The organism is Pseudomonas sp. (assembly GCF_036404235.1).
Lineage (GTDB): Bacteria > Pseudomonadota > Gammaproteobacteria > Pseudomonadales > Pseudomonadaceae > Aquipseudomonas.
The window spans coordinates 15,030-35,791 of record NZ_DASWOT010000117.1 but is presented as its reverse complement, the minus strand read 5'-3'; the positions used below and the strand labels follow the sequence as shown (position 1 = coordinate 35,791).

Annotated in this window: 10 protein-coding genes and 1 pseudogene; 10 read left to right on the top strand and 1 reads right to left on the bottom strand. The window is 60.4% G+C overall.

Going from position 1 to position 20,762, the window contains the following annotated elements; genetic code table 11:
- The first annotated feature begins 304 nt into the window (after window positions 1-304).
- From VGC62_RS14635 to cysC, 10 genes are all read left to right on the top strand, one after another.
- Window positions 305-814, top strand: a complete 510-nt coding sequence (locus tag VGC62_RS14635; RefSeq protein ID WP_331187797.1) for a sigma-70 family RNA polymerase sigma factor — start codon at window positions 305-307, stop codon at window positions 812-814.
- A complete protein-coding gene (locus VGC62_RS14630; RefSeq protein ID WP_331187796.1) occupies window positions 811-1,776 on the top strand; it encodes a FecR domain-containing protein in 966 nt (321 codons plus the stop codon). The genes VGC62_RS14635 and VGC62_RS14630 overlap by 4 nt, the downstream gene beginning before the upstream one ends.
- A gap of 68 nt (window positions 1,777-1,844) precedes the next feature.
- Window positions 1,845-4,247, top strand: coding sequence for a TonB-dependent siderophore receptor (locus VGC62_RS14625; protein WP_331187795.1), 2,403 nt, complete (start codon window positions 1,845-1,847; stop codon window positions 4,245-4,247).
- A gap of 1,197 nt (window positions 4,248-5,444) precedes the next feature.
- The gene (locus tag VGC62_RS14620; RefSeq protein WP_331187794.1) at window positions 5,445-6,920 is read left to right on the top strand and encodes a TolC family protein; all 1,476 of its coding nucleotides are present in this window, start codon (window positions 5,445-5,447) and stop codon (window positions 6,918-6,920) included.
- Window positions 6,920-7,723 (top strand): efflux RND transporter periplasmic adaptor subunit, encoded by an 804-nt coding sequence (locus VGC62_RS14615; RefSeq protein WP_331187793.1) that lies wholly within the window; start codon window positions 6,920-6,922, stop codon window positions 7,721-7,723. The genes VGC62_RS14620 and VGC62_RS14615 overlap by 1 nt, the downstream gene beginning before the upstream one ends.
- An 18-nt stretch (window positions 7,724-7,741) precedes the next feature.
- Window positions 7,742-8,590: a sulfotransferase gene (locus VGC62_RS14610; RefSeq protein WP_331187792.1), complete on the top strand. Its 849-nt coding sequence runs from the start codon at window positions 7,742-7,744 to the stop codon at window positions 8,588-8,590.
- Between the two features lie 72 nt (window positions 8,591-8,662).
- Window positions 8,663-16,087 (top strand): DUF4347 domain-containing protein, encoded by a 7,425-nt coding sequence (locus VGC62_RS14605; protein WP_331187791.1) that lies wholly within the window; start codon window positions 8,663-8,665, stop codon window positions 16,085-16,087.
- Window positions 16,084-17,454, top strand: a complete 1,371-nt coding sequence (locus VGC62_RS14600; protein ID WP_331187790.1) for an efflux RND transporter periplasmic adaptor subunit — start codon at window positions 16,084-16,086, stop codon at window positions 17,452-17,454. Before VGC62_RS14605 ends, VGC62_RS14600 begins: the two co-directional genes overlap by 4 nt.
- Window position 17,455: 1 nt before the next feature.
- Entirely contained in the window at window positions 17,456-19,606 is a 2,151-nt protein-coding gene (locus VGC62_RS14595) for an HlyD family efflux transporter periplasmic adaptor subunit (protein ID WP_331187789.1), read from the top strand.
- A gap of 236 nt (window positions 19,607-19,842) precedes the next feature.
- Complete coding sequence (cysC, locus tag VGC62_RS14590; protein WP_331187788.1) at window positions 19,843-20,397, top strand: adenylyl-sulfate kinase; 555 nt, start codon at window positions 19,843-19,845, stop codon at window positions 20,395-20,397.
- Window positions 20,398-20,475: 78 nt separating this feature from the next.
- On the opposite strand, the pseudogene VGC62_RS14585 reads toward cysC, so the two are convergent.
- A pseudogene (locus VGC62_RS14585) lies at window positions 20,476-20,544 on the bottom strand (aldo/keto reductase); the annotation flags it as partial.
- Window positions 20,545-20,762 lie beyond the last annotated feature (218 nt).

The following is a 20,762-nucleotide window of genomic DNA, read 5'->3' as shown; positions in this document are numbered from 1 at the left end:
AACTCTGGGACGGACTTGGGCTGGTTTCAATACTGGATACGATAAACCGGCTTAGCCGCCTGACCTGAACCGCCGTATACGGATCCGTACGTACGGTGGTGTGAGAGGACGGCGGATGTAAATCCGCCTCCTACTCGATATGGCTACGTCACCGTTCAAGCAGTGGATAGCGTGTTTGGCAGAGCGATGGATCGAATTGGGTGGCGGCGGGGGGATGGTGTGTACAAAAAGAGCTTGGTATTCGGATGTAACACTAATTAGAATTAGTCTCATTTGAAATACTCCTCGCCCAGGGTCTCTTGACATGAGTGAAGCAGCGACGCCGACGGAGCACACGCTACATGCCCTGTACCGCGATCATCATGGCTGGCTCGAAAGCTGGCTGCGGCGGCGCATGGGCAATGCCTGGGATGCGGCGGACCTGAGTCAGGATACTTTCCTGCGCGTGCTGTCCAGCTCCCAGCAGATTGCCGACATGCGTGAGCCGCGAGCCTATCTGCTGACGGTGGGCAAGCGCCTGCTGAGCAACTTCTACACCCGACGCAGTCTGGAGCAAGCCTATCTGGAGGCCCTGGCGCAGTTGCCCGCAGAAAGCACGCCGTCACCCGAACAGCGCTGGCTGCTGCTCGAAACCCTGCAAGCCCTGGATGAACTGCTCGACGGTCTGCCAGCCCTGGTGCGCCGGGCGTTTCTCTTGAGCCAGCTCGAAGGCCTGGGCTACCGCGAAATCGCCGAACGTCTGCACGTTTCGCAGCGCACGATCAAACGCTACATGGCGCACGCCTATGAGCATTGCCTGCTGGTGGACTGGTGATTCGGTCCACTCCCTCGACCGAAGACCGTGAGGTTGCGCGAAAGGCCGCGCAGTGGTTGGCCTTGCTGGAGTCTGGCGACGCCAATGATGATGATCACCTCAAGTTGCAGCATTGGCGCGACAGCTGTAGCAGGCACGAGCGCGCCTGGCAGAAGGTTCAACAACTGCGTCAACGCTTTTGCGGCCTGCCTTCGAGCCTGGCGCTGGCCACACTGGATCGTCCCGACGAAGCTCGGCGAGCAGTCCTTAAGCGGGCACTGGCGGTCGCCGCGCTGGTGCCGGCCGCTTGGCTGCTGGGGCGGCAATTGCCGCTGGATGTCTGGCGGGCCGACCTGCAAACTTCCACGGGCGAGCATAAGCGTCTGCCACTGGCCGATGGCAGCACGCTGCAACTGAACACCGCCAGCGCCGTCAATGTTGACCTGGGTGCTCGGCGCCTGACGCTGGTGCGCGGCGAAATGGCGCTTAAGGTGCCAGGCAGTGCAGCGCTGATCATCGAGGGGCCATATGGCCGCATCATCGTCAGTCAAAGCGAAGTCTGCGTGCGCCTCAATGCCAATGACTGCCGGGTATCAGTGGTCAGCGGCACGGTACAACTGCAACCCTTGCAAGGGCCGGTCCTGGCCTTGGGTGCCGGCCAGCAGGTCAGCTTGCAACGCACCGGGGCGGGACCTGTCAGCGCTTTCGACGCCCAGCTCCCCGGGTGGCGCGACGGCGTGCTCATGGCGCAGAACCAACCGCTGGGCGACTTCCTGCGCGAGCTGGGTCGTTACCGCGCTGGCTTGTTGCGCTGGGAGCCGGAACTGGAAGCGTTGCGCGTTACCGGGAGTTTCCGTGTCGACGACACTGATCGGATTCTTTCATTGCTGGCGGCCAGCCTGCCGGTGGAGGTGCATATGCGCACCCGCTATTGGGTCACGCTGGTTCCTCGAAACACTGCGCCTCAAAAAAATACTGCGTGAAGCCTGTCCCTTTTTTTCACGTCGCCGGTCATTCCAGGTAAGTGAACAAAATACGAGAGCTTGCTTCCATGTCTGCAGTATTACCCTATCGTTTGCGCCCGTTGTTGCATCTTGGTCTTTTGTTGAGCCTGAGTTCCAGCCCGCTGTTTGTCGCGTCCAGTTGGGCCGACACCACGGGCAGGCGCAGTTATGAGGTCCCAGCTGGCAGTTTGGGCGCTGCGCTGACCCGCTTTGCCGGGCTGGCCGGGGTCAATCTGTCGGTAGACCCGTCCCTGGTGAGCGGGCGTAACAGTGCCGGGTTGTCCGGTGAGTACGCCGTTGAAGAGGGCTTTGCGCGCCTGCTACAAGGTTCCGGCCTGCAACTGTTGCCGGTGGGCGAGCAGGCTTACACCCTCACTCCGGCCCCGGAGGGCAGCGGCCTGCAACTGGCGCCCACCTCGATTCTCGGTGCCAGCGACTCGACGCAAGGGCAGGCGTATGCCGGTGGCCAGGTCGCGCGCCGTGGTTCGCAAGGCTTGCTGGGCTCGCGGGACTTCATGGAAACGCCGTTCAGCATGACCACCTACACCAGCGAGGCGGTCAAAAACCAGCAGGCGCGAACCTTGGGCGACCTGATCGCCAGCGATCCTTCGGTGCGTGCTACCAACCCGGCCGGTGGGCGCTATGAGCAATTCACCATTCGCGGTTTCAGTCTGTTCAACAGTGATGTCGCCTATAACGGTCTTTACGGCATTCTGCCGACCTACACCATCGACATGGAAATGGCCGAACGTGTGGACGTCCTTAAAGGGCCGAGCCAACTGATCAATGGCATTTCGCCCAGGGGCAGTGTGGGCGGTGGCATCAACGTGGTGCCCAAGCGCGCGACCGACAAGCCCATCACTGAATTCACCGGCAACTACGCCTCCAACAATCAGGTGGGCGGTGCGGTGGACATCGGGCGTCGGTTCGGCGATGAGGGCAAGTTCGGCATTCGTTTCAACGGCGTGAAGCAGTCTGGCGATACCGAATGGGATCACCAAAGTGTCGACCGCGAAATGGCCGTACTGGGCCTGGATTTTCGCGGTGATCGGCTGCGCCTTTCGACCGATGTCGGACACACCGAGCGCGACACCGATGCCCCTCAGGAGCGCGTGCAGATAGGCGCCAACGCAAAAGTACCGAACGCTAACGATGTCCGGGATAACTATGCGCAAGCCTGGAGTCAGGCGCGTACCAAAGACACCTTCGGCGCGGTCAATGGCGAGTACGACGTCAGCGATTCGGTGATGGTGTACGGCGGGGTTGGGGCACGTAAAAGCAACCATGACTTCCTCCGCCATGCTGTTTCAATCACCAACAATGCGGGCGATTTCAGCGTTCAACCGCGTGACTTTACCCGCGACGAAAATGTCAGGACGGCCACGGCCGGGGTGCGCAACTGGTTCCATACCGGCCCGGTGAGCCATGAGGTCAATCTGGCCGCCAGCTATTTCTACATGGATTTCGAAAATGGCGGCGCTCGCTATGCTGCGTCCCCCAGCAATCTGTTCGACCCGGTACAAACGCCGACGCCCAGCACGCCCACGCGTTTCGATTCCAAGGTCTATACCGAAAACCGCTTCAGCGGGGTGGCGTTGTCCGACACGCTTGGCTTCTTCGATGACCGCCTGCTGCTGACCCTTGGCGCCCGGTGGCAAAGGGTTAAGGTTGACGACTGGACGGATGGTGTCAAAGGCGACACGGCCTACGATGAGGAAAAAGTCTCACCCTCGGGAGGTCTCCTGTTCAAGGCCACCGACCAACTGTCGCTGTATGCCAACTACATGGAAGGCCTGAGCCAGGGCAAAATAGCGCCATCGACCTCGGTGAACGAAGACGAAATCTTCCCGCCGTTCATCAGTCGCCAGGTCGAAGTCGGCGCCAAGTATGACCTAGGCTCATTTGCCCTTACCGCTGCCGTCTTCCGGATCAAGCAGCCAGCCTACGAGACCAACACCGGGTCGCGAGTCTTCGGCCCGAACGGCAAGCGCCAGAACGACGGTGTGGAGGTGAGCGTGTTCGGTGAGCCGCTCAAAGGGTTCCGCCTGCTCGGTGGCGTCATGTATATCGACAGCGAGTTAACCCATACCACCAACGGCACCTACGACGGCAACCGGGCGCCCGCCACGCCCAAGTACAACGTCAACCTGGGCGCCGAATGGGACGTACCGACCTTACAAGGGCTGACCCTGACCGGACGCGGCATCTATTCCAGCTCGCAATATCTGGATCAGGCCAACAGCAAGGAAATCGACGCCTGGGAGCGCTTCGATGTTGGCGCGCGCTACGCGTTCAAGGTCGACGACAAGGCCGTCACGCTACGTGCCAATGTCGAAAACGTGCTGGACAAACGCTACTGGAGTTCTGCTGGGGCCTCAGATGACAGCGAGCCCGGATTGACCCTCTCAACCCCCAGGACTTTCCTGCTTTCGGCGACCATCGGCTTCTGAGCTGACGCAACGGCGATGCGCCACAGGGACGGGCGCTCACCTTTACTGCCCTGTTAATACGGTCAGACCAACATCATCAAGTCTTTCAAGGGCTCGATTTGATGCCCATACCTGGCTTTCACTTAAATTAAGCGGCTATCCGCTCTGTTCTTTTAATTAAGTAAACACTTCATGGAGCCACAATGTCGCTTCTGATAAAAATATTTTAAGGCTCTGGTCATGCACCGTCGCCTCGCAAACCCTTGTTGCAGAGCGCTCAGCCTGATAAGTACAAAAAAGCTGCCGACCTAAAAATATTTTTATATTGACTTCTTTCTGGATTTCAATTGCTGTCGGTGCGGTTGGAAACTTTATATCGCTGCCTCAACAAAACTTCGTTCTATAAATCTGAGTTTAAAAATAGGGTATTGCTGGCAACCTATTTGCTTGGGGCAGAATGGGGATGCGCGTAGCCATGTGCAGATCGTGCTCACCACCAGGGCTCGGCCTCAATGACAGGCAGCACAAGGCTTGCATATATGGGGTGTTGGCCTGTTTTTCCCGTTTAAAGCGGACTTTTCAAAAAAGCGGTACACATAGAGGGCGGTTTAGCTAACTATTTTTGCGCGTCTGTATTTTGCCTTTTTGATTTTTCTTCGTGGGGTCATGGAGGGTGCGTATTGGCAGGAATACGATCTTTAGAAATGGATAAATATCAAATTGACATCATCGCATCTAAGCTATAACTTCGCGCTATTAAAGCTGTGGCACGAGCTTTGTCTTCAGTCAATTGCTACTGAACATATATATGCGTACGTTTGTTCCAGATTTCGCCTAGGCGTATGGAGCATGAATTAAAAAGAGGTTTCTTGTCGATACGTGGTGAGGATCGGGCGCTTTGGTGTGCGCCCGATCCTCCTCAATAGTGCGCCTTGTAGGCGCCAGCGACAGGCATTGTGGTCTCTCTGTGCAGCATCCTGCATCGCGTTGGCGGTCTGGCTGAGCTTAAAGGGATTTTTCTGAGTGGGCTTTGCCCGCTCAATGGCCAGTGGCGGCTTATGCCGTGATGGGCGTTTTGCCTATTCGATCAGGGGAAGTAGGAATCTTATGTATGTTCGGTTTTGCGCAGTTGCGCCTCGTTCATTGATTTCAGCAGGTCGGTTTCGCGCCGGGCTTCAGCTCAGCGCCCTAGCCTCCATTGTGCTGTTGTCCGGTTGTATGAGCCTCTCCCCGGAGCCGCTCGACAAAAAAGCGCTCAGGGAGCAAACCCGCCTGGATGCCGTCACGGCCCAGCAGGATGTGGCGCCAATCACCGGGCCACTGACGCTCGAAGACGCCATTGCCCGTGCGTTGAAGTACAACCTCGACAGCCGCTCGCGGCAGATGGAAGAGGCCTTGGCGCTGAACCAGTTCGACGTCGGCAACTTCGACATGCTGCCCAAGATGATCGCCGCTGCCGGTTACAGCGACCGCAGCGAATACGCGACCACCCGCGCGGTTGACTCGGTCACCGGCCAGCCATCGTTGGCCAACCCGTATATCTCCAGTGATAAGCAGCACGCCACTACTGATCTGGGTTTGACCTGGAGCGTGCTGGACTTCGGCCTGTCCTATTACAACGCCAAGCAGAACGGCGACCGAGTGTTGATCGCCTCCGAGCGGCGCCGCCAGGCCATGCATGTGCTGGTGCAGGACGTGCGCACCGCGTTCTGGCGTACCGCAAGCGCGCAAAAGCTGCTTCAACAGGTCAATGATGCGACAGCATTGGCCGAGTCCGCCCTGACCGACGCCCGCCAGGCCGAAGCCGAGCGCCTGCGCGCGCCGGTCGAGTCCTTGCGTTATCAGCGTCAAGTGCTGGAAAACCTGCGCCTGCTGGAAGCCATCGAGCAGGAACTGGCCACGGCCCGTATCGAGTTGGCGGCACTGATCAACGCCCCGCTGGGTCTGGCGCTGCAAGTGGTGGAACCTGCGCAAACCTTCAACAAACAGATCCTCGACCTGCCAGTCGAACAGCTTGAAGCCCAGGCCCTGGCGCAGAACGCCGAGTTGCGTGAGCAGAACTACAACTCCCGGATCGCCAGTCAGGAAACCCGCAAGACCCTGCTGCGGCTGTTCCCGAACCTGAGCTTCAATTACAACCTGCGCCATGATTCCGACAAGTACATGATCAACAACAATTGGAATGAAGCGGGCGCGCAGATTTCCTTCAACCTGATCAATCTGCTCAGTGCGCCGTCGCAATACCGTCTGGCCAAGGCCGGGATCAGCCTGGCGGATCAGCGCCGGGTCGCTACGCAAATGGCGGTCCTGGCTCAGGTGCATATAGCCCGCCTGCAATACGCCAATGCCCTGCATCAATACGAGCGGGCCGACGCCATCTGGCAGGTCGACGACCGCCTCAACGCGCAGACTGCCAACCGTGCCCAGGCGCAAACCACCAGCAAGCTCGACACAGTGGCGAGCAACACCTCGGCCATTCTCAGCCTATTGCGGCGTTATCAGGCGATGTCGGTCGCCAACGCCGCTGCGAGCAAACTGCAAGCGACGCTGGGCATGGAGCCGCAAGTGGGTGACGTGCAGGCGCAATCGCTGACGCAACTGCAAAACAACGTCGCACTGTCGTTGCAGCAATGGAATCAGGGCAATATCGGCGCGGTGCCGGCGACTGCTCAGCTTGAAGGACAGGTCAAGTGATGAAGGCTCTACTGCTGGCGGCGGGAGTGCTGTGTGGCAGTGCCGCGTTCGCTGCTGATCCGCAGCCAGCGGCCTTGGTGCCTTCTGGTGTGGCTCCAATCGCGGCGACAAATGCGGCGCGGGGGGCGGGTGAGTCGCGGGATATCCGCGCGCAACTGTCGCCACGCCAGTTCACGACGTTGGCTGCGGAAATTGGCGCCAAGATCAGCAGCCTGCCGGTGCCCGAAGGTGGTGCCTTCAAGAAGGGCCAGGTGCTGGTGGGGTTTGATTGCTCTTTGCAACAAGCGCAGTTGAACAAGGCTCGTGCCGGGTTGAGCGCCGCTGAAAAGACCTGGACCGCCAACAAGCGCCTGAGCGAGTTGAACTCCATAGGGCAGGTGGAATTGCAGGTGTCCGAATCCGAGGTGTCGAAGAACCGCGCTGATGTCTCGCTGATGAGCACCATGCTCGGCAAGTGCAGCATCACTGCACCGTTTTCCGGGCGCGTGGCTGAGCAGAAGATGCGCGAACAGCAGTTCGCCCAGCCGGGCCAGGCGATTCTCGACATTCTCGATGACAGCGTGCTGGAGATCGAGTTTCTCGCGCCCTCTCGCTGGCTGTCCTGGCTCAAGACCGGCACGGTGCTGCAACTGCGCATCGACGAAACCGACAAGAGCTACCCGGCGCGTGTCACACGCGTCGGCGCGCGGGTCGATCCCGTGAGCCAGTCGATCAAGCTGGTGGCAACTATAGACGGCCAGCATCCGGAATTGATCGCCGGCATGAGCGGCACCGTATTGCTGACGCCGCCCAGCGCGCCATAGTCGCCAAGGAGCTCCCGTATGAGCGCTTCACCGCATACATTTCACTTTATCTCCGGCCTGCCTCGCTCGGGCTCGACCCTGCTCAGCGCGCTGCTGTTGCAGAACCCGCGTTTCCACGCGGGCATGAGCAGCCCGGTGGGCATGATTATCAGCAATATGCTCGCTCAGTTCGGCGCGGGCAGCGAGTTGGGTGCGATGCTTGATCAGGCCCAGCGCCGCCGCCTGCTGCGGGGCGTATTCGACGCCTATTACGCCGACCAGACCGACAAGCAGGTGATCTTTGACACCAACCGCAGTTGGAGCGGGCATATGCCGCTGCTGGCCGACCAGTTTCCCGGTGCCAAGGTCATCGCCTGCGTGCGCAATGTGGCTTGGATCATGGACAGCCTTGAGCGGCGTTTTCGTGCCAATCCCTACGAAATCACTCGACTGTTCGGTGACAGTGTGGAACGCAATACGGTCTACAGCCGGGTCGAGACCTTGGGGCAGCGTAACCGTATGGTCGGTTTTCCCTGGGCGGCACTCAAGGAAGCATTTTATGGCGAGCATGCGTCCTCCTTGTTGATTGTTGATTACGACTTGCTGGCTCAGGCCCCGCACAAGGTAATGCCGCTGATCTACCGCTTCATCGACGAGCCACCGTTCGAGCATGACTTCAATGCAGTGAGTTACGACGCCCCGGAATTCGATGCATCGCTTGGGGTGCATGGCTTGCACAAGGTGCGGACCAAGGTGGAGTTGCAACCGCGACGTACGATCCTGCCGCCAGATCTGTTTGCCCAGTTCAACGATTTGTCGTTCTGGCACAACCAGGACGGCAGTGCGGCCAATGTGATTGCTGCCAAGCCGACGGCCGGCCTTACGTAACGCTGATGAAACACCGATAACACTTCTATTCTCTGAATCCGTCTGCGCCGCATCGCATTTGCAAGGACTGCCATGACTACTGATCGTACTTCCAGCCCGTTTTCCGCCAACGCTTCACGTGGCCTGCAACGACGCAAACCGGCGCCGCTGGTGCTGGAAGCGCGGATCATGTTCGATGGCGCGGCAGTGGCCACGGCCGCCGAGGCGGTCAAGCCGATTGCTGTCGAGGCGCCGGTGGCTCACGTTGCCGAGTTGGGCAGTGTGGTTGCCGCTTCGCAAACGCAAAGCCGCAGCACCGCGCCGGTCGAGACCAGCAAGGCCACGACGGCCGAGCCCGCCAAAGCGGTGGCGGCTGAACGCGCCACTGATGGCCTGGCCGACAGCGCTACGAAAGTATTGTTTGTCGATTCGCGAGTGCCGGATTATCAATCGATCATTGCTGCGGCCGCAGCCGATGTGAAAGTGGTGCTCCTCGATGCCGACCGCGATGGCGTGCAGCAAATTGCCGACGCGCTGGAAGGCATGCATGACGTGGAATCGATCAGTATCGTGTCGCACGGCGACAGCGGCTTGCTGCTGTTGGGCAATAGCGCCCTGTATTCCGGGGATATGGCGCAGTACCAGGCACAACTGGGCAAGATCGGTTCAGCCATGCAGGCTGATGGCGAGATTCTGCTGTATGGCTGCGATGTGGGTGCGGGCACCACAGGTCAAAGCTTCATTCAAAGCCTGGCTGACGCTACGGGTGCTGTGGTCGCGGCCTCCACCGACTCCACCGGGAATATCGCCCATGGCGGCAACTGGGATCTGGAAATCGCCACCGGCACCCTGAACAGTGCGCCGGTGTTGGATGTTTCGAAGTTGGCGGATTATGACTACTCGTTGTACACCACCAGCGTGTCCAATCTGGCTCAACTCAAAGCCGCCATCGCCACCGCCGACACGGATAACCTGGACGACACCATTACGCTGATCGGCGTTGACAGCGACTATAAATTTGCATCGGCCAGCGACGCGATCAGCATTAACGTAACGGACGGTCACAAGCTCACCATCGTCGGCACCGGGCACACACTGGATGCCGACAACTGGGCGCGAGTGATCAGTGTCGGCGCTGGCACTGCGGGCAGCCGTGTGGAGTTGCAAGGCCTGACAATCAAAAACGGGCTGGCCAGTGGTAATGGCGGCGACACTCTAATCACGGGTGGGGCGGTGGGGTCGGCGGCGCTGGGCGGCGGTATCTACAATGCTGGCGTGCTGACCATCACCAACAGCATCGTGACGGCGAATAAGGCTGCGGCTGGTGGTGGCGGTGGTTCGAGCGGCGCTAGTTACAATTATGGCTCAGGCGGTGCTGGCGGCGGTGGCGGCGGTTATGGCAACCGAGTAGGTGGCAAAGGTGGCGACTGGCACCCCTTGAGCCCTAATACACCCCAAGTAGCACCCTCTGCCTCAGGCGCTTTAGGCACCGCAGGACAGGGTGGCTGGGGCGGTGCATTTTATAGTGATAATTTCAGGGGCAAGGGTGGCTCAAGCGGTACAGGCGCGGCGTCAGGTGGTCGTGCTGGGCAGGTCTACAACTACGATAGCGGTGGCAGTTTTGCCTACGTGGACAGCGGCGGTAATGGCGGTGTCGCCGGTAGTGGCGCCCTGTCGATCAGCGGCGGCGGCGGTGGCAGCGGCTATACAGGTGCCGGTGGCAGGGGCGGCGACGCGGCAGGCGGCATTTATAACAGCGGCATCTTGACGATTATCAACAGTACCGTCAGCAACAATATTGCTGCGGGCGGCGGCGGGGGTGGCGGTAGTCTGTTTGCTATTGCAAACGCCGGCAAAGGCGGCGACGGCGGTAATGCCGCAGGCGGCATTTACAATATCGGCACGCTGCGCATGGATACGACCAGTACAGGCAACATGACGGGCAACGTCGGTGCGGGCGGTAAGGGCGGCAAAGGCAGCCCGGGCAATGGCACAGATGGCACCAGCAGCAGCGACCGGACTGCCACTGGCACCGTCGTCACTGATTACGTCGCGCCAACCCTCTCTGGCACCAGCGCGGGCCTGGCGGTTAATGACAATGCCTCTGTCTCGCCATTCACCGGCCTTGTGCTGAGCGGCTCCAGCCTGTCCATGACCATCACCCTGGACTCCGCGGCCAAGGGCAGCTTCACTAGCGCATCGCTCCTCGCCAATGGGTTTTCCTCTGCGGACGGTGGCCTCACCTATACCCATGCGGCCACTACCGCTGCAACTCTGGGAACGGCAGTCCATGGGCTGGTGTATCAGCCCATGACGAACCGTGTCGCAGTTGGCAGTACCGAGACCACGACCTTTAGCATTGCGATCAGTGACGGCGCTCAGACCATTACGAACAACACGACTACCGTGGTCGCGACGTCGATCAACGATGCCCCCACAGGCATGGGCAATACAAGCATCCCCACCATCCTGGAAGACGCCACATCACCCGTCGGCGTGGCCATTTCCGCGCTGACCGGTATCAACTTCAGCGACCCGGACCCAAGCGCTTCGCTGGGCGGGATAGCAGTAAGCGGCAACACGGCCAACTCGTCTACCCAAGGTGTCTGGCAATATTCCGCCGACGCCGGTGCGCACTGGTATGCCGTTGGCACTGTCAGCACTGGGTCGTCATTGTTGCTGTCGGCCAGCAGCCAGCTACGGTTCCTGCCGGCTGGCAACTACAACGGCACGCCGCCTGCACTGACTGTCCGCGCGGTGGACAATACCCGCAGCGGCTATACCACGTCAGCCGCGACCGAGGTGCGTGTCACCGCCGACGCCAGCACCAATGGCGGTAGCACAGCCTTTGCAGCCACCACCAACACCATCGCCACCTCGGTCACGGCGGTCAACGATGTACCGACGTTCACCAAAGGCAGCGATCAGACCGTACTCGAAGATGCCGGTGCGCAAACCGTTGCTGGCTGGGCGACCGGTATCGGTGCGGGGGCGTCCAACGAGTCCGGGCAGAGCCTGAACTTCATCGTCAGCAACAGCAATAACGCCCTGTTCAGTAACCAGCCGAGCATCGATGCCAGCGGCAATCTGGTATTTACCCCCGTTGCCAATGCCAATGGCACCGCGACCGTGACCTTGGCCATTCACGATAACGGTGGCACGGGCAATGGCGGTGTAGACACCAGTGCGACTCAGACCTTCACCATTACCTTCACGCCAGTCAACGATGCACCGACCGGTTTGCCGACTTTGTCGGGCAGCAGCACCGAAGGCCAGGCCCTGACCGCCAACACCTCGGGCATTGCCGATGTCGAAGGTTTGGTCGGCGTAACCTTCAACCATCAATGGCAGGTGTCGGCTGACGGCGTCTCGGGTTGGACTGATATTTCCGGTGCCACAGCGTCCACCTACACCTTGGCCTCGGCGCAGGTGAATAAGTATGTGCGCGACCAGGTGAGCTTCACCGATGAAGGGGGCACCCTGGAAACCCTGGCCAGCGCCGCCTCGTCAGCGGTGATCGGCATAGTGCCGCTGGTAGACAGTATCGAGCGGGTGGGTGCGGCCGCGGTTTCGGGCTCGGCATCCGAGGTCGTCTACACCGTTAAATTCAACGTGCCGGTCTCCGGTGTCGACATCAACGACTTCGAGCTGAACACGACGGGGACTGCCACTGGCCACATTTTTGCGGTCATCTCTAACGGGGCTAGCGACACCTGGCAGGTGATCGTCAGCGGCCTTTCCGGCGATGGCACATTGCGCCTGGATCTGCATAACTCCGGTACAGGTATCGTCTCCGGCACCTCGACGGCCATCGGGGCCGGTTATGCCGCTGGCCAAGCCTACATTCTGGACCATACCCCGGCGTTGATAACGAATGTCAGCGTGCCCAATACTCCGCTCAAAGCTGGTGACACCGCGACTGTGACAATCACCGTTGGCAACGATGGCGGTGATCCTTATACGCTGGCCAGCAGCACCATCGGCGGCTACACCCTGAGTAACCTGACGCGCGTCAACAGCACGACTTATACCTCACAGTTCACCGTGACCCAGGGCGGTACCGACGTCGCGGCGAGCAGTGATGTACCGCTCAATATTGTGCTGGCTGACTCGGCCGGTAACCGCAACGCGGCCTATATCACGCCGATCAGCCAGAGCCTGGATTCGATCAACGCCAATGCCCCCACGGGCATCAACCTGAGCAACGCCAGCGTACGGATCAGCGAGGGCCCCAACGCTACTGTCGGTACGTTGTCCACGACCGATGCCAGCATCGGCGACAGCTTCACCTATAGCCTGGTTAGCGGAGCGGGCAGCACCGATAACGCCTCGTTCAGCCTTGTCGGCGATACCCTGAAGGTCGTTGACTCGGCAGCGCTGGGCGAGGGTGATTATTCCGTACGAATCCGTACCACCGACAGTGGCGGCAACGCTATCGATCACGTGTTCAGTATCAGCGTCAGCAGCTACGTGGAACCGGTTGCGGCCAACGACACGGCAAGTGCGACCGAGGCAGGCGGTGTGGCCAACGGTACTGCCGGGGCCAACCCGACCGGCAACGTGCTCAACAACGACCAGAGCAGCAACACCAAAACCGTCACTGCCATTGCCGGTGGCACAGTAGGTGCGGCGCGGGCCGGTACTTATGGCAACCTGACCCTCAATGCCAACGGCAGCTACACCTACACGGTCAACAACGCCAACGCGGCAGTTCAGGCCTTGAGAACCAACGCCGATACCCTGACTGACACCTTCACCTACACCCTGGCCGACAACACTGCGGCTACCAGCAGCGCGACCCTGACTGTCACCATTCACGGTGCCAACGATGCACCACAGGTCGCTACCGCGCTGCCCCCCCAACAAGTGACCGTCAGCACGCCGCTGCTGTATACGGTGCCGGTCGGCACCTTTAGCGATGTCGATACTGGTGACACCCTGACCTACAGCGCGACTCTGGCGGGTGGGGCGCCACTACCTGCCTGGCTGACCTTCAATAGCGTGACCCGAACTTTCAGCGGTACGCCGACGACAGTGGAGAACCTCAGCGTCGTGGTCACGACCACTGACCTGTCCGCTGCGTCAGCCAGCAACACCTTCACCCTTGAGGTGACCGGCGTGGTGCCGCTGGTAGACAGTATCGAGCGGGTGGGCGCTGCCGCTGTTTCGGGCTCGGCATCCGAGGTCGTCTACACCGTTAAATTCAACGTGCCGGTCTCCGGTGTCGACATCAACGACTTCGTGCTGAGCACGACGGGGACTGCTACTGGCAACATTCTTGCGGTCAGCTCTAGCGGGGCTAGCGACACCTGGCAGGTGATCGTCAGCGGCCTTTCCGGCGATGGCACATTGCGCCTGGATCTGAATAACGCAGGTACAGGTATCGTCTCCGGCACCTCGACGGCCATCGGTGCAGGTTATACGGCTGGCCAGACCTACACGCTGGACCATACCCCGGCGCTTGTGACGAATGTCAGCGTGCCCAACGCTCCGCTCAAAGCTGGTGACACCGCGACTGTGACAATTACCGTCGGCGATGATGGTGGCTCACCCTTGACCCTGGACAGCGGCTCCGTGGCTGGCTACGCCCTGAGTAACCTGACGCGTATCAACAGCACGACCTACACCGCACAGTTCACGGTTCCTTCAGGTGGTACCGATGTCGATGCTGGCGATGATCTGGCCGTCAACCTCGTCTTCGCCGATCAGGTCGCAAACCGCAACACTGCCTATACCACGCCCATCAGCCAGTCAGGTGACGGCATAAACGTCAACGTACCGACCGCAGTGAGCCTGAGTAACGCCAGCGTACGGATCAGCGAGGGCCCCAACGCTACTGTCGGTACGTTGTCCACGACCGACGCCAGCATTGGCGATAGCTTCACCTACAGCTTTGTCCCCGGAGCGGGCAGCACCGATAACGCCTCGTTCAGCCTTGTCGGCAATACCCTGAAGGTCATTGACCCGGCAGCGCTGGGCGAGGGTGATTATTCCGTACGAATCCGCACCACCGACAGCGGCGGCAACGCTATCGATCACGTGTTCAGCATCAGCGTTAGCAGCTACGTGGAACCGGTTGCGGCCAACGACACGGCAAGTGCGACCGAGGCGGGCGGTGTGGCCAACGGCACTGCCGGGGCCAACCCAACCGGCAACGTGCTCACCAACGACCTGAGCAGCAACACCAAAACCGTCACCGCCATTGCCGGTGGCACAGTGGGCTCGGCGCGGGCAGGTGCCTATGGCAGCCTGACCCTCAATGCCGACGGTAGCTATACCTACACGGTGGATAACGCCAACGCAGCGGTTCAAGCGTTGAGCGCCAACACCGGTAACCTGACCGACTCCTTCACCTACACCCTGGCTGACAACACCCTGGCCACCAGCAGCGCGACCCTGACCATCACCGTTCATGGCGCCAACGACGCGCCAATAGCAGTCACCGCAATCCCCGCTCAACAGGCGACGGTCAGTACGCCGCTGCTGTATGTGGTGCCGGTCGATACGTTCAGCGATGTCGATGCCGGGGACACCCTGACCTACACCGCGACTCTGGCGGAGGGTGCGCCATTACCTGCATGGCTGAGCTTCAACGGTGCGACCCGAACCTTCAGCGGTACGCCGACGACAGCGCAGAACCTCAGTGTTGTGGTCACGGCCACGGACTTGTCCGCGGCGTCGGTCAGCAACACCTTCACCCTTGAGGTGGCCAGCGCCCCAATTGATCCTGTGACGCCACCTGTGACGCCACCTGTGCAGACTCCCGATCCACAGGTGCCGAACAAGCCGCAGCCCCCGATCACGGCTACGGCGCAGACATCGTTTCAGCCCATCAGCGAAACAGTGAACTCGATGGAGATACAGGCGGACTGGAGTGCCAACCGGATGATCAGACCTGGGGTAGAAGCGCCCGGCACCGGCCCGTTTATTTCTGCGGCACACCGCAGCGGCGTAAACGGTACGGGGGTATTTTCTTCGCTCTCGGGATTCTTGGGTCATTCCGGCCCGCTCAACGAACACTACTCAGCGCTGTCGCCGACGCCGTTCAACGACTTCCAGCGCACCCAGACTGACAGCGGCCCGGGCATTTTTTCGGTGGGTATCTTGCCGCTTGGACAATCGGGCCTGACCGTGTTGCGCGGCATGGGCGATCAACAGTTTGCCTTGGGCGAGCACTTGTTGTTTACCCTCCCAGCCGACGCCTTCGGCCACAGTGATCCGCAACCGGGCATCGTGCTCAAGGCGACACAGGCCGATGGTAGTGCCTTGCCGACCTGGCTGACGTTCAACAGCACCACCGGCTTGTTCGAAGGCACGCCACCGCCAGGCTTCAAGGGCGAGCTGGCAATCAAGGTAGTGGCCAAGGACAGCAGCGGCCATCAGGCCGAGGTGACATTCCGAGTCAAGACGGTTTCGGAAAAGACCACCGCCGACATACCTCGTGGTCGTAGCGGCTTGAGCGAGCAGTTGCGCACGGCGGCCAGTCGTACTGCACTCTGGGCAAGCGGGCGTACATGACCGACTTGTCTTGCGCCAATCGGGGTGTTTCAGCGGCGGCGCTGAGCACCTTGACGCAGTTGTCACACCTTGCCCGGCATGCCCTCGACACGGTTGAACTGGGGTTCCTGGCGGTCAACGAGAGCCATGCCCTGGCCGCCTATCGTCAAGGTGCGCTATGGCTGGAAGAGGGCGGCGTGCAAGCGCTGTCGGGCGTGGTGCAACTGGAAGCCAACGCGCCTTACGTGCAATGGCTGACCCAAGTGTGCTGTGTGCTACACGGTGAACAGCGACCGTGCGGCAGCATTACTGCCAATGATTTGCCCGCGCATCTGGCCAGCCAGTGGAGTGAATGGCTGCCAGCCTACCTGCTGTGGTTGCCCATGCAGATTCAGGTCAAGGCGGGCCACGTCCTGCCCGGTGCGCTGCTGTTGGCGCGTGATGAGCCCTGGCCTGCCCATGACATCGCCTTGCTCGATGAGTGGCGCGATGTTTTGCAATACGCCTATGCCGTGCGCCTGCACGCCGAGCCGCTGTCCTGGCGCCGTCGTCTGGCCCGCTTACCCAAACAGATCCGGCGCAGGCCGGGGCGGTTGGTCATTGGCATCGTCGCCGTGGGTGTGCTCTTGTGCTTGCCGGTGCAATTGACCGTGCTCGCTCCCGGCGAACTGGTGCCGGCGCACCCGGCGATGATCCGCGCACCGCTGGACGGTGTTCTGGGCAGCTTTATGGTCGAGCCCAATCAGCAGGTCGTAGCCGGGCAAGCGCTGTTCAACTTTGATGACGCCCCCCTGCAAAGCAGGCTCGACGTCGCACGCCAGGCATTGACCACTGCCGAAGCCGAGTACCGGCAAATGGCGCAGATGGCCGTCTACGACAACAAGTCCAAGGCACAACTGGCCGTATTGGCCGGGCGCATCGAAGAGCGTCGCGCCGAGGCTGACTACTTGCAAGGGCAGTTGCAGCGCTCGCGCGTGGTCTCGCCCCAGGACGGCATCGCCTTGTTCGACGACCCCAGCGAATGGATTGGCAAACCGGTGACCACCGGCGAGCGCATCATGCGCATTGCCGTGCCGCAAGATGTGGAAATCCAGGCTTGGTTGGCGGTCGGCGATGCGATCCCGCTAGAGGAGGGCGCTGCGGTCAGGCTGTACCTCAATGCCAACCCGTTTTCGCCAGTGGCCGCGCGCATGCGTTACATCGCCCATGACGCGGAGCAACAGCCCGACGGCAGCTATGCCTATCGCATGCGCGCCACCCTCGATGCTCCGACCGACCAACGCGTTGGCCTCAAGGGCACGGTCAAGCTCAGTGGCGAACAGGTGTCGTTGGCGTACTGGGTGCTGCGTCGTCCGCTAGCGGCGGTGCGCCAGATGATTGGCCACTGAGATGGAGATCAATGCAGTCCCGCAACTGCTGCTCCAGGCAGCGACGCCTGAATACCTGCCGCCGCTGCGTGAAGAACTGGAACTGTTTCCCGGCCCGCCATTGAACGACGGGCAACCCAGTTGGACCTTGCACGACCCGGTGCGCAATACCTTTTTTCGCCTCGACTGGCTGAGTTTTGAGATCCTCAGCCGCTGGCAACTGGCCCAGGCCGATACCATCAGCGCCGACATCGCCCGTCACACCACCCTGCATCCCGAAGACGAGGACGTGCAGGCGATGGCTAAATTCCTGCAGGACAACCAGCTACTGCGCACCCCGCCTAACAGTGCTCGGCTGATGGCCGAAAGCGTGCGACGCAGGCGTGGCACCTGGTTCAATACCCTGCTGCACAACTACCTGTTTTTCCGCGTGCCACTGGTGCGCCCGGATGGTTGGCTGCAACGGCATGTGGGCTGGGTGGCGCCGCTCTATACCCAGGGTTTTGCCTGGCTGACCCTGTTGGTACTGGTGATCGGCCTGGTGTTGGTCGAACGAGACTGGACGCGCTTCACCTCGACCCTGATGGACACCTTTTCCTGGCAAGGGTTTGTCGGCTATGGCGTGGCCCTGATCGCCATCAAGACTTTACACGAGCTGGGGCATGCCTTTACCGCGAAACGCTTTGGCTGTCGGGTGCCGACCATGGGCATGGCCTTTCTGGTGATGTTTCCCATGGCCTACACCGACACCAACGAGGTGTGGAAGCTGGGCCAGCGCCGGCAACGCTTCCAGGTCGCTGCGGCGGGGATCGTCACTGAGCTGGTAGTGGCCGTCTGGGCGACGCTGGCCTGGGCGTTGCTGCCAGAAGGCTTGCCCAAGGCCATCGCCTTTATGCTGGCCACCACCACCTGGATTGCCACGCTGGCGATCAACAGCAGCCCGTTCATGCGCTTTGACGGTTATTTTCTGCTCTCGGATTGGTTGGATATGCCCAACCTGCACGCCCGCTCCTTTGCCCTGGCGCGCTGGCACATGCGTGAGCGGCTGTTCGGGCTGGGCCTTGAACCACCGGAATACTTCTCACGGAAAATGACCCTCGGCCTGATCCTGTTCGCATACGCCACCTGGATCTACCGGCTGGTGCTATTTCTTGGGATCGCCGCACTGGTCTATCACTTCTTTATCAAGGCGATCGGCATCCTGCTGTTCGTCGTGGAAATGGGCTGGTTCGTCTTGATGCCGTTTTACAAGGAAATCAAAGAATGGCCGCATTTGCTTGACGGGCAGCACGGCCGTGCGCGGCTGTGGCGCCCGGCACTGATTCTGCTCGCTGCCATGCTGATTCTTATTGCGCCCTGGCCGACCCGGCTCAGCGCCTCGGGCCTTTTGCGCCCGACTGAGAGCTACCCGATCTATGCCCCCGCCGGTGCGCAGATCGCCCGCCTGCCCTGGGCCAACGGCGAGCGCGTCAAACACGGCGACACCTTGCTGGAGCTGGCGTCACCAGACCTGCAACTGCGTTGGCGACGCGCCCAGGTGAAACTGGAAAGCGTGCGCCATCAGGCCGAAAACACCGGCATCGACGCCGAGCAGCGGCAGAACATGCAAGTGCTGCAACAACAGGAAATCAGTGCCCGCGCCGAACTGGCCAGCGTGCAGGCAGAACTGGCGCTCTACTCGCCAAAGGCGCCATTCAGTGGTGTTGTGCAAAACATCGAACCGGGGCTGAAAGCTGGGGTATGGGTCAGCAACCATGAGCGTCTGGCGACCTTGGTCGACCCCGCCGACTGGCGTGTGGAAACCTACCTGGACGAAGACGACGTACGGCGGATCAAGACGGGTGACACAGCGCGTTTTTACGCCGATGGCGACAGCGGCCTGAACCTGCCCTTGCAGATAACCGCCATCGAACAGGACGCCACCCGGCAACTGACCAACGGCGTGCTATCCAGCGCGGCAGGTGGCTCGGTGCTGACGCGAGACAAACACGGCAAACTCATTCCTGAGCGCGCGGTGTATCGAGTCACCTTGCACAGCGACCAACCCCCTCCAGACCGGGCGCAACAACAAAGCTGGCGCGGTCATGTGGTGATCAATGGGGCCTGGCAATCACCGGTGCAGGGTTTCGTTCGTGCGGCATTGGTGTTGATCTGGCGGGAGACGGGGTTTTAGGGCTAAGCCTGCATCTCAGGCACTAGGGATGAGTCGTCTTCGCGGGCAAGCCCAGCTTTTACACGGCAAACCCGGAGTGTGTGGTCTGCCTGTCACACCGCGAGCACAGGTTTTACGACAGGTTCCCCGCCAGTCGCGGGACAAGCCCTGCTCCAACATTTGGGGCGCAGTTCACTTATGGCTGTGTCCAAAGCTTGAGCTTGGCACGCCAGCATCAGTCAGGGAGCAGCAGTCGAATGTGCAGTCAGCGATTGATCGAGCAACCCCCGGTAATTTGGCTCACCGGCTTGAGTGGTGCTGGCAAAAGCACCATTGCCAGGCACCTGAAATCCAAATTGGCCGATCAGGGACTTGGTGTCGTTATTCTCGACGGCGATGAGCTGCGTCATGGCTTGTGCCGGGACCTGGGCTTTTCCCACGAGGACCGTAGCGAAAACACGCGTCGCGTCGGCGAGGTCGCCAGACTGTTCCGGGATACGGGTGTTTGTGTGATTGCCGCGCTGATTTCGCCGTTTGCCAAGGACCGTACAGCGGTGCGGGAGCTTATTGGCGATGGCTTCTACGAGGTCTTTGTGAACACACCCTTGGCCATTTGTGAGGATCGGGACTCCAAAGGGCTCTATGCGAAAGTTCGCAAGGGCGATATCAAACAGTTCACTGGGCTGTCATCCCCATACGAGTCGCCGCTCGCGCCGGACATCCATCTGGACGGTGCAAGGGGGGACACGGTTTATGAGCATGTGAATACCGTCCTGGAGGTTCTAAAGCGCCAAGGACACCTTCGGTCCTGATTGAGATGTCAGTATCTAGCGTCAGAGGCGGCACACGGATCCATTCAGATGTCGGAGTTTTGCCGAAAGGGTCTGAACGAGCCCCATGCAACCCAGCCCCAGAGCCGATATTTCAAGAGAGCTATTACCGAGTTTGCGCTTTTGCATTTCAATCTCCTTGCTTCTAGCGATCAGCGTTGTATTTTTGGATAAAAGTCAGCAAAGACCGCGCTCAGTGCATATCGGGGTGCGAATCCATAGGAATTGGGACGTTCGCGACTTCCCGGGATGATCCTTTTCATCTTGGGCTCGGTCGGATGTGCGATGTCGACCGATGTCACCCAGATTTTGAAAATATAGAAATGGGATGAGAGCTGTTGTGATCG

Bases quoted from the DNA above. Each gene is read 5' to 3' on its own strand.
- VGC62_RS14635 (WP_331187797.1), top strand. From the start codon at position 305: ATGAGTGAAGCAGCGACGCCGACGGAGCACACGCTACATGCCCTGTAC.
- VGC62_RS14625 (WP_331187795.1), top strand. From the start codon at position 1,845: ATGTCTGCAGTATTACCCTATCGTTTGCGCCCGTTGTTGCATCTTGGT.
- VGC62_RS14620 (WP_331187794.1), top strand. From the start codon at position 5,445: ATGAGCCTCTCCCCGGAGCCGCTCGACAAAAAAGCGCTCAGGGAGCAA.
- VGC62_RS14615 (WP_331187793.1), top strand. From the start codon at position 6,920: ATGAAGGCTCTACTGCTGGCGGCGGGAGTGCTGTGTGGCAGTGCCGCG.
- VGC62_RS14610 (WP_331187792.1), top strand. From the start codon at position 7,742: ATGAGCGCTTCACCGCATACATTTCACTTTATCTCCGGCCTGCCTCGC.
- VGC62_RS14605 (WP_331187791.1), top strand. From the start codon at position 8,663: ATGACTACTGATCGTACTTCCAGCCCGTTTTCCGCCAACGCTTCACGT.
- VGC62_RS14600 (WP_331187790.1), top strand. From the start codon at position 16,084: ATGACCGACTTGTCTTGCGCCAATCGGGGTGTTTCAGCGGCGGCGCTG.
- VGC62_RS14595 (WP_331187789.1), top strand. From the start codon at position 17,456: ATGGAGATCAATGCAGTCCCGCAACTGCTGCTCCAGGCAGCGACGCCT.
- cysC (WP_331187788.1), top strand. From the start codon at position 19,843: ATGTGCAGTCAGCGATTGATCGAGCAACCCCCGGTAATTTGGCTCACC.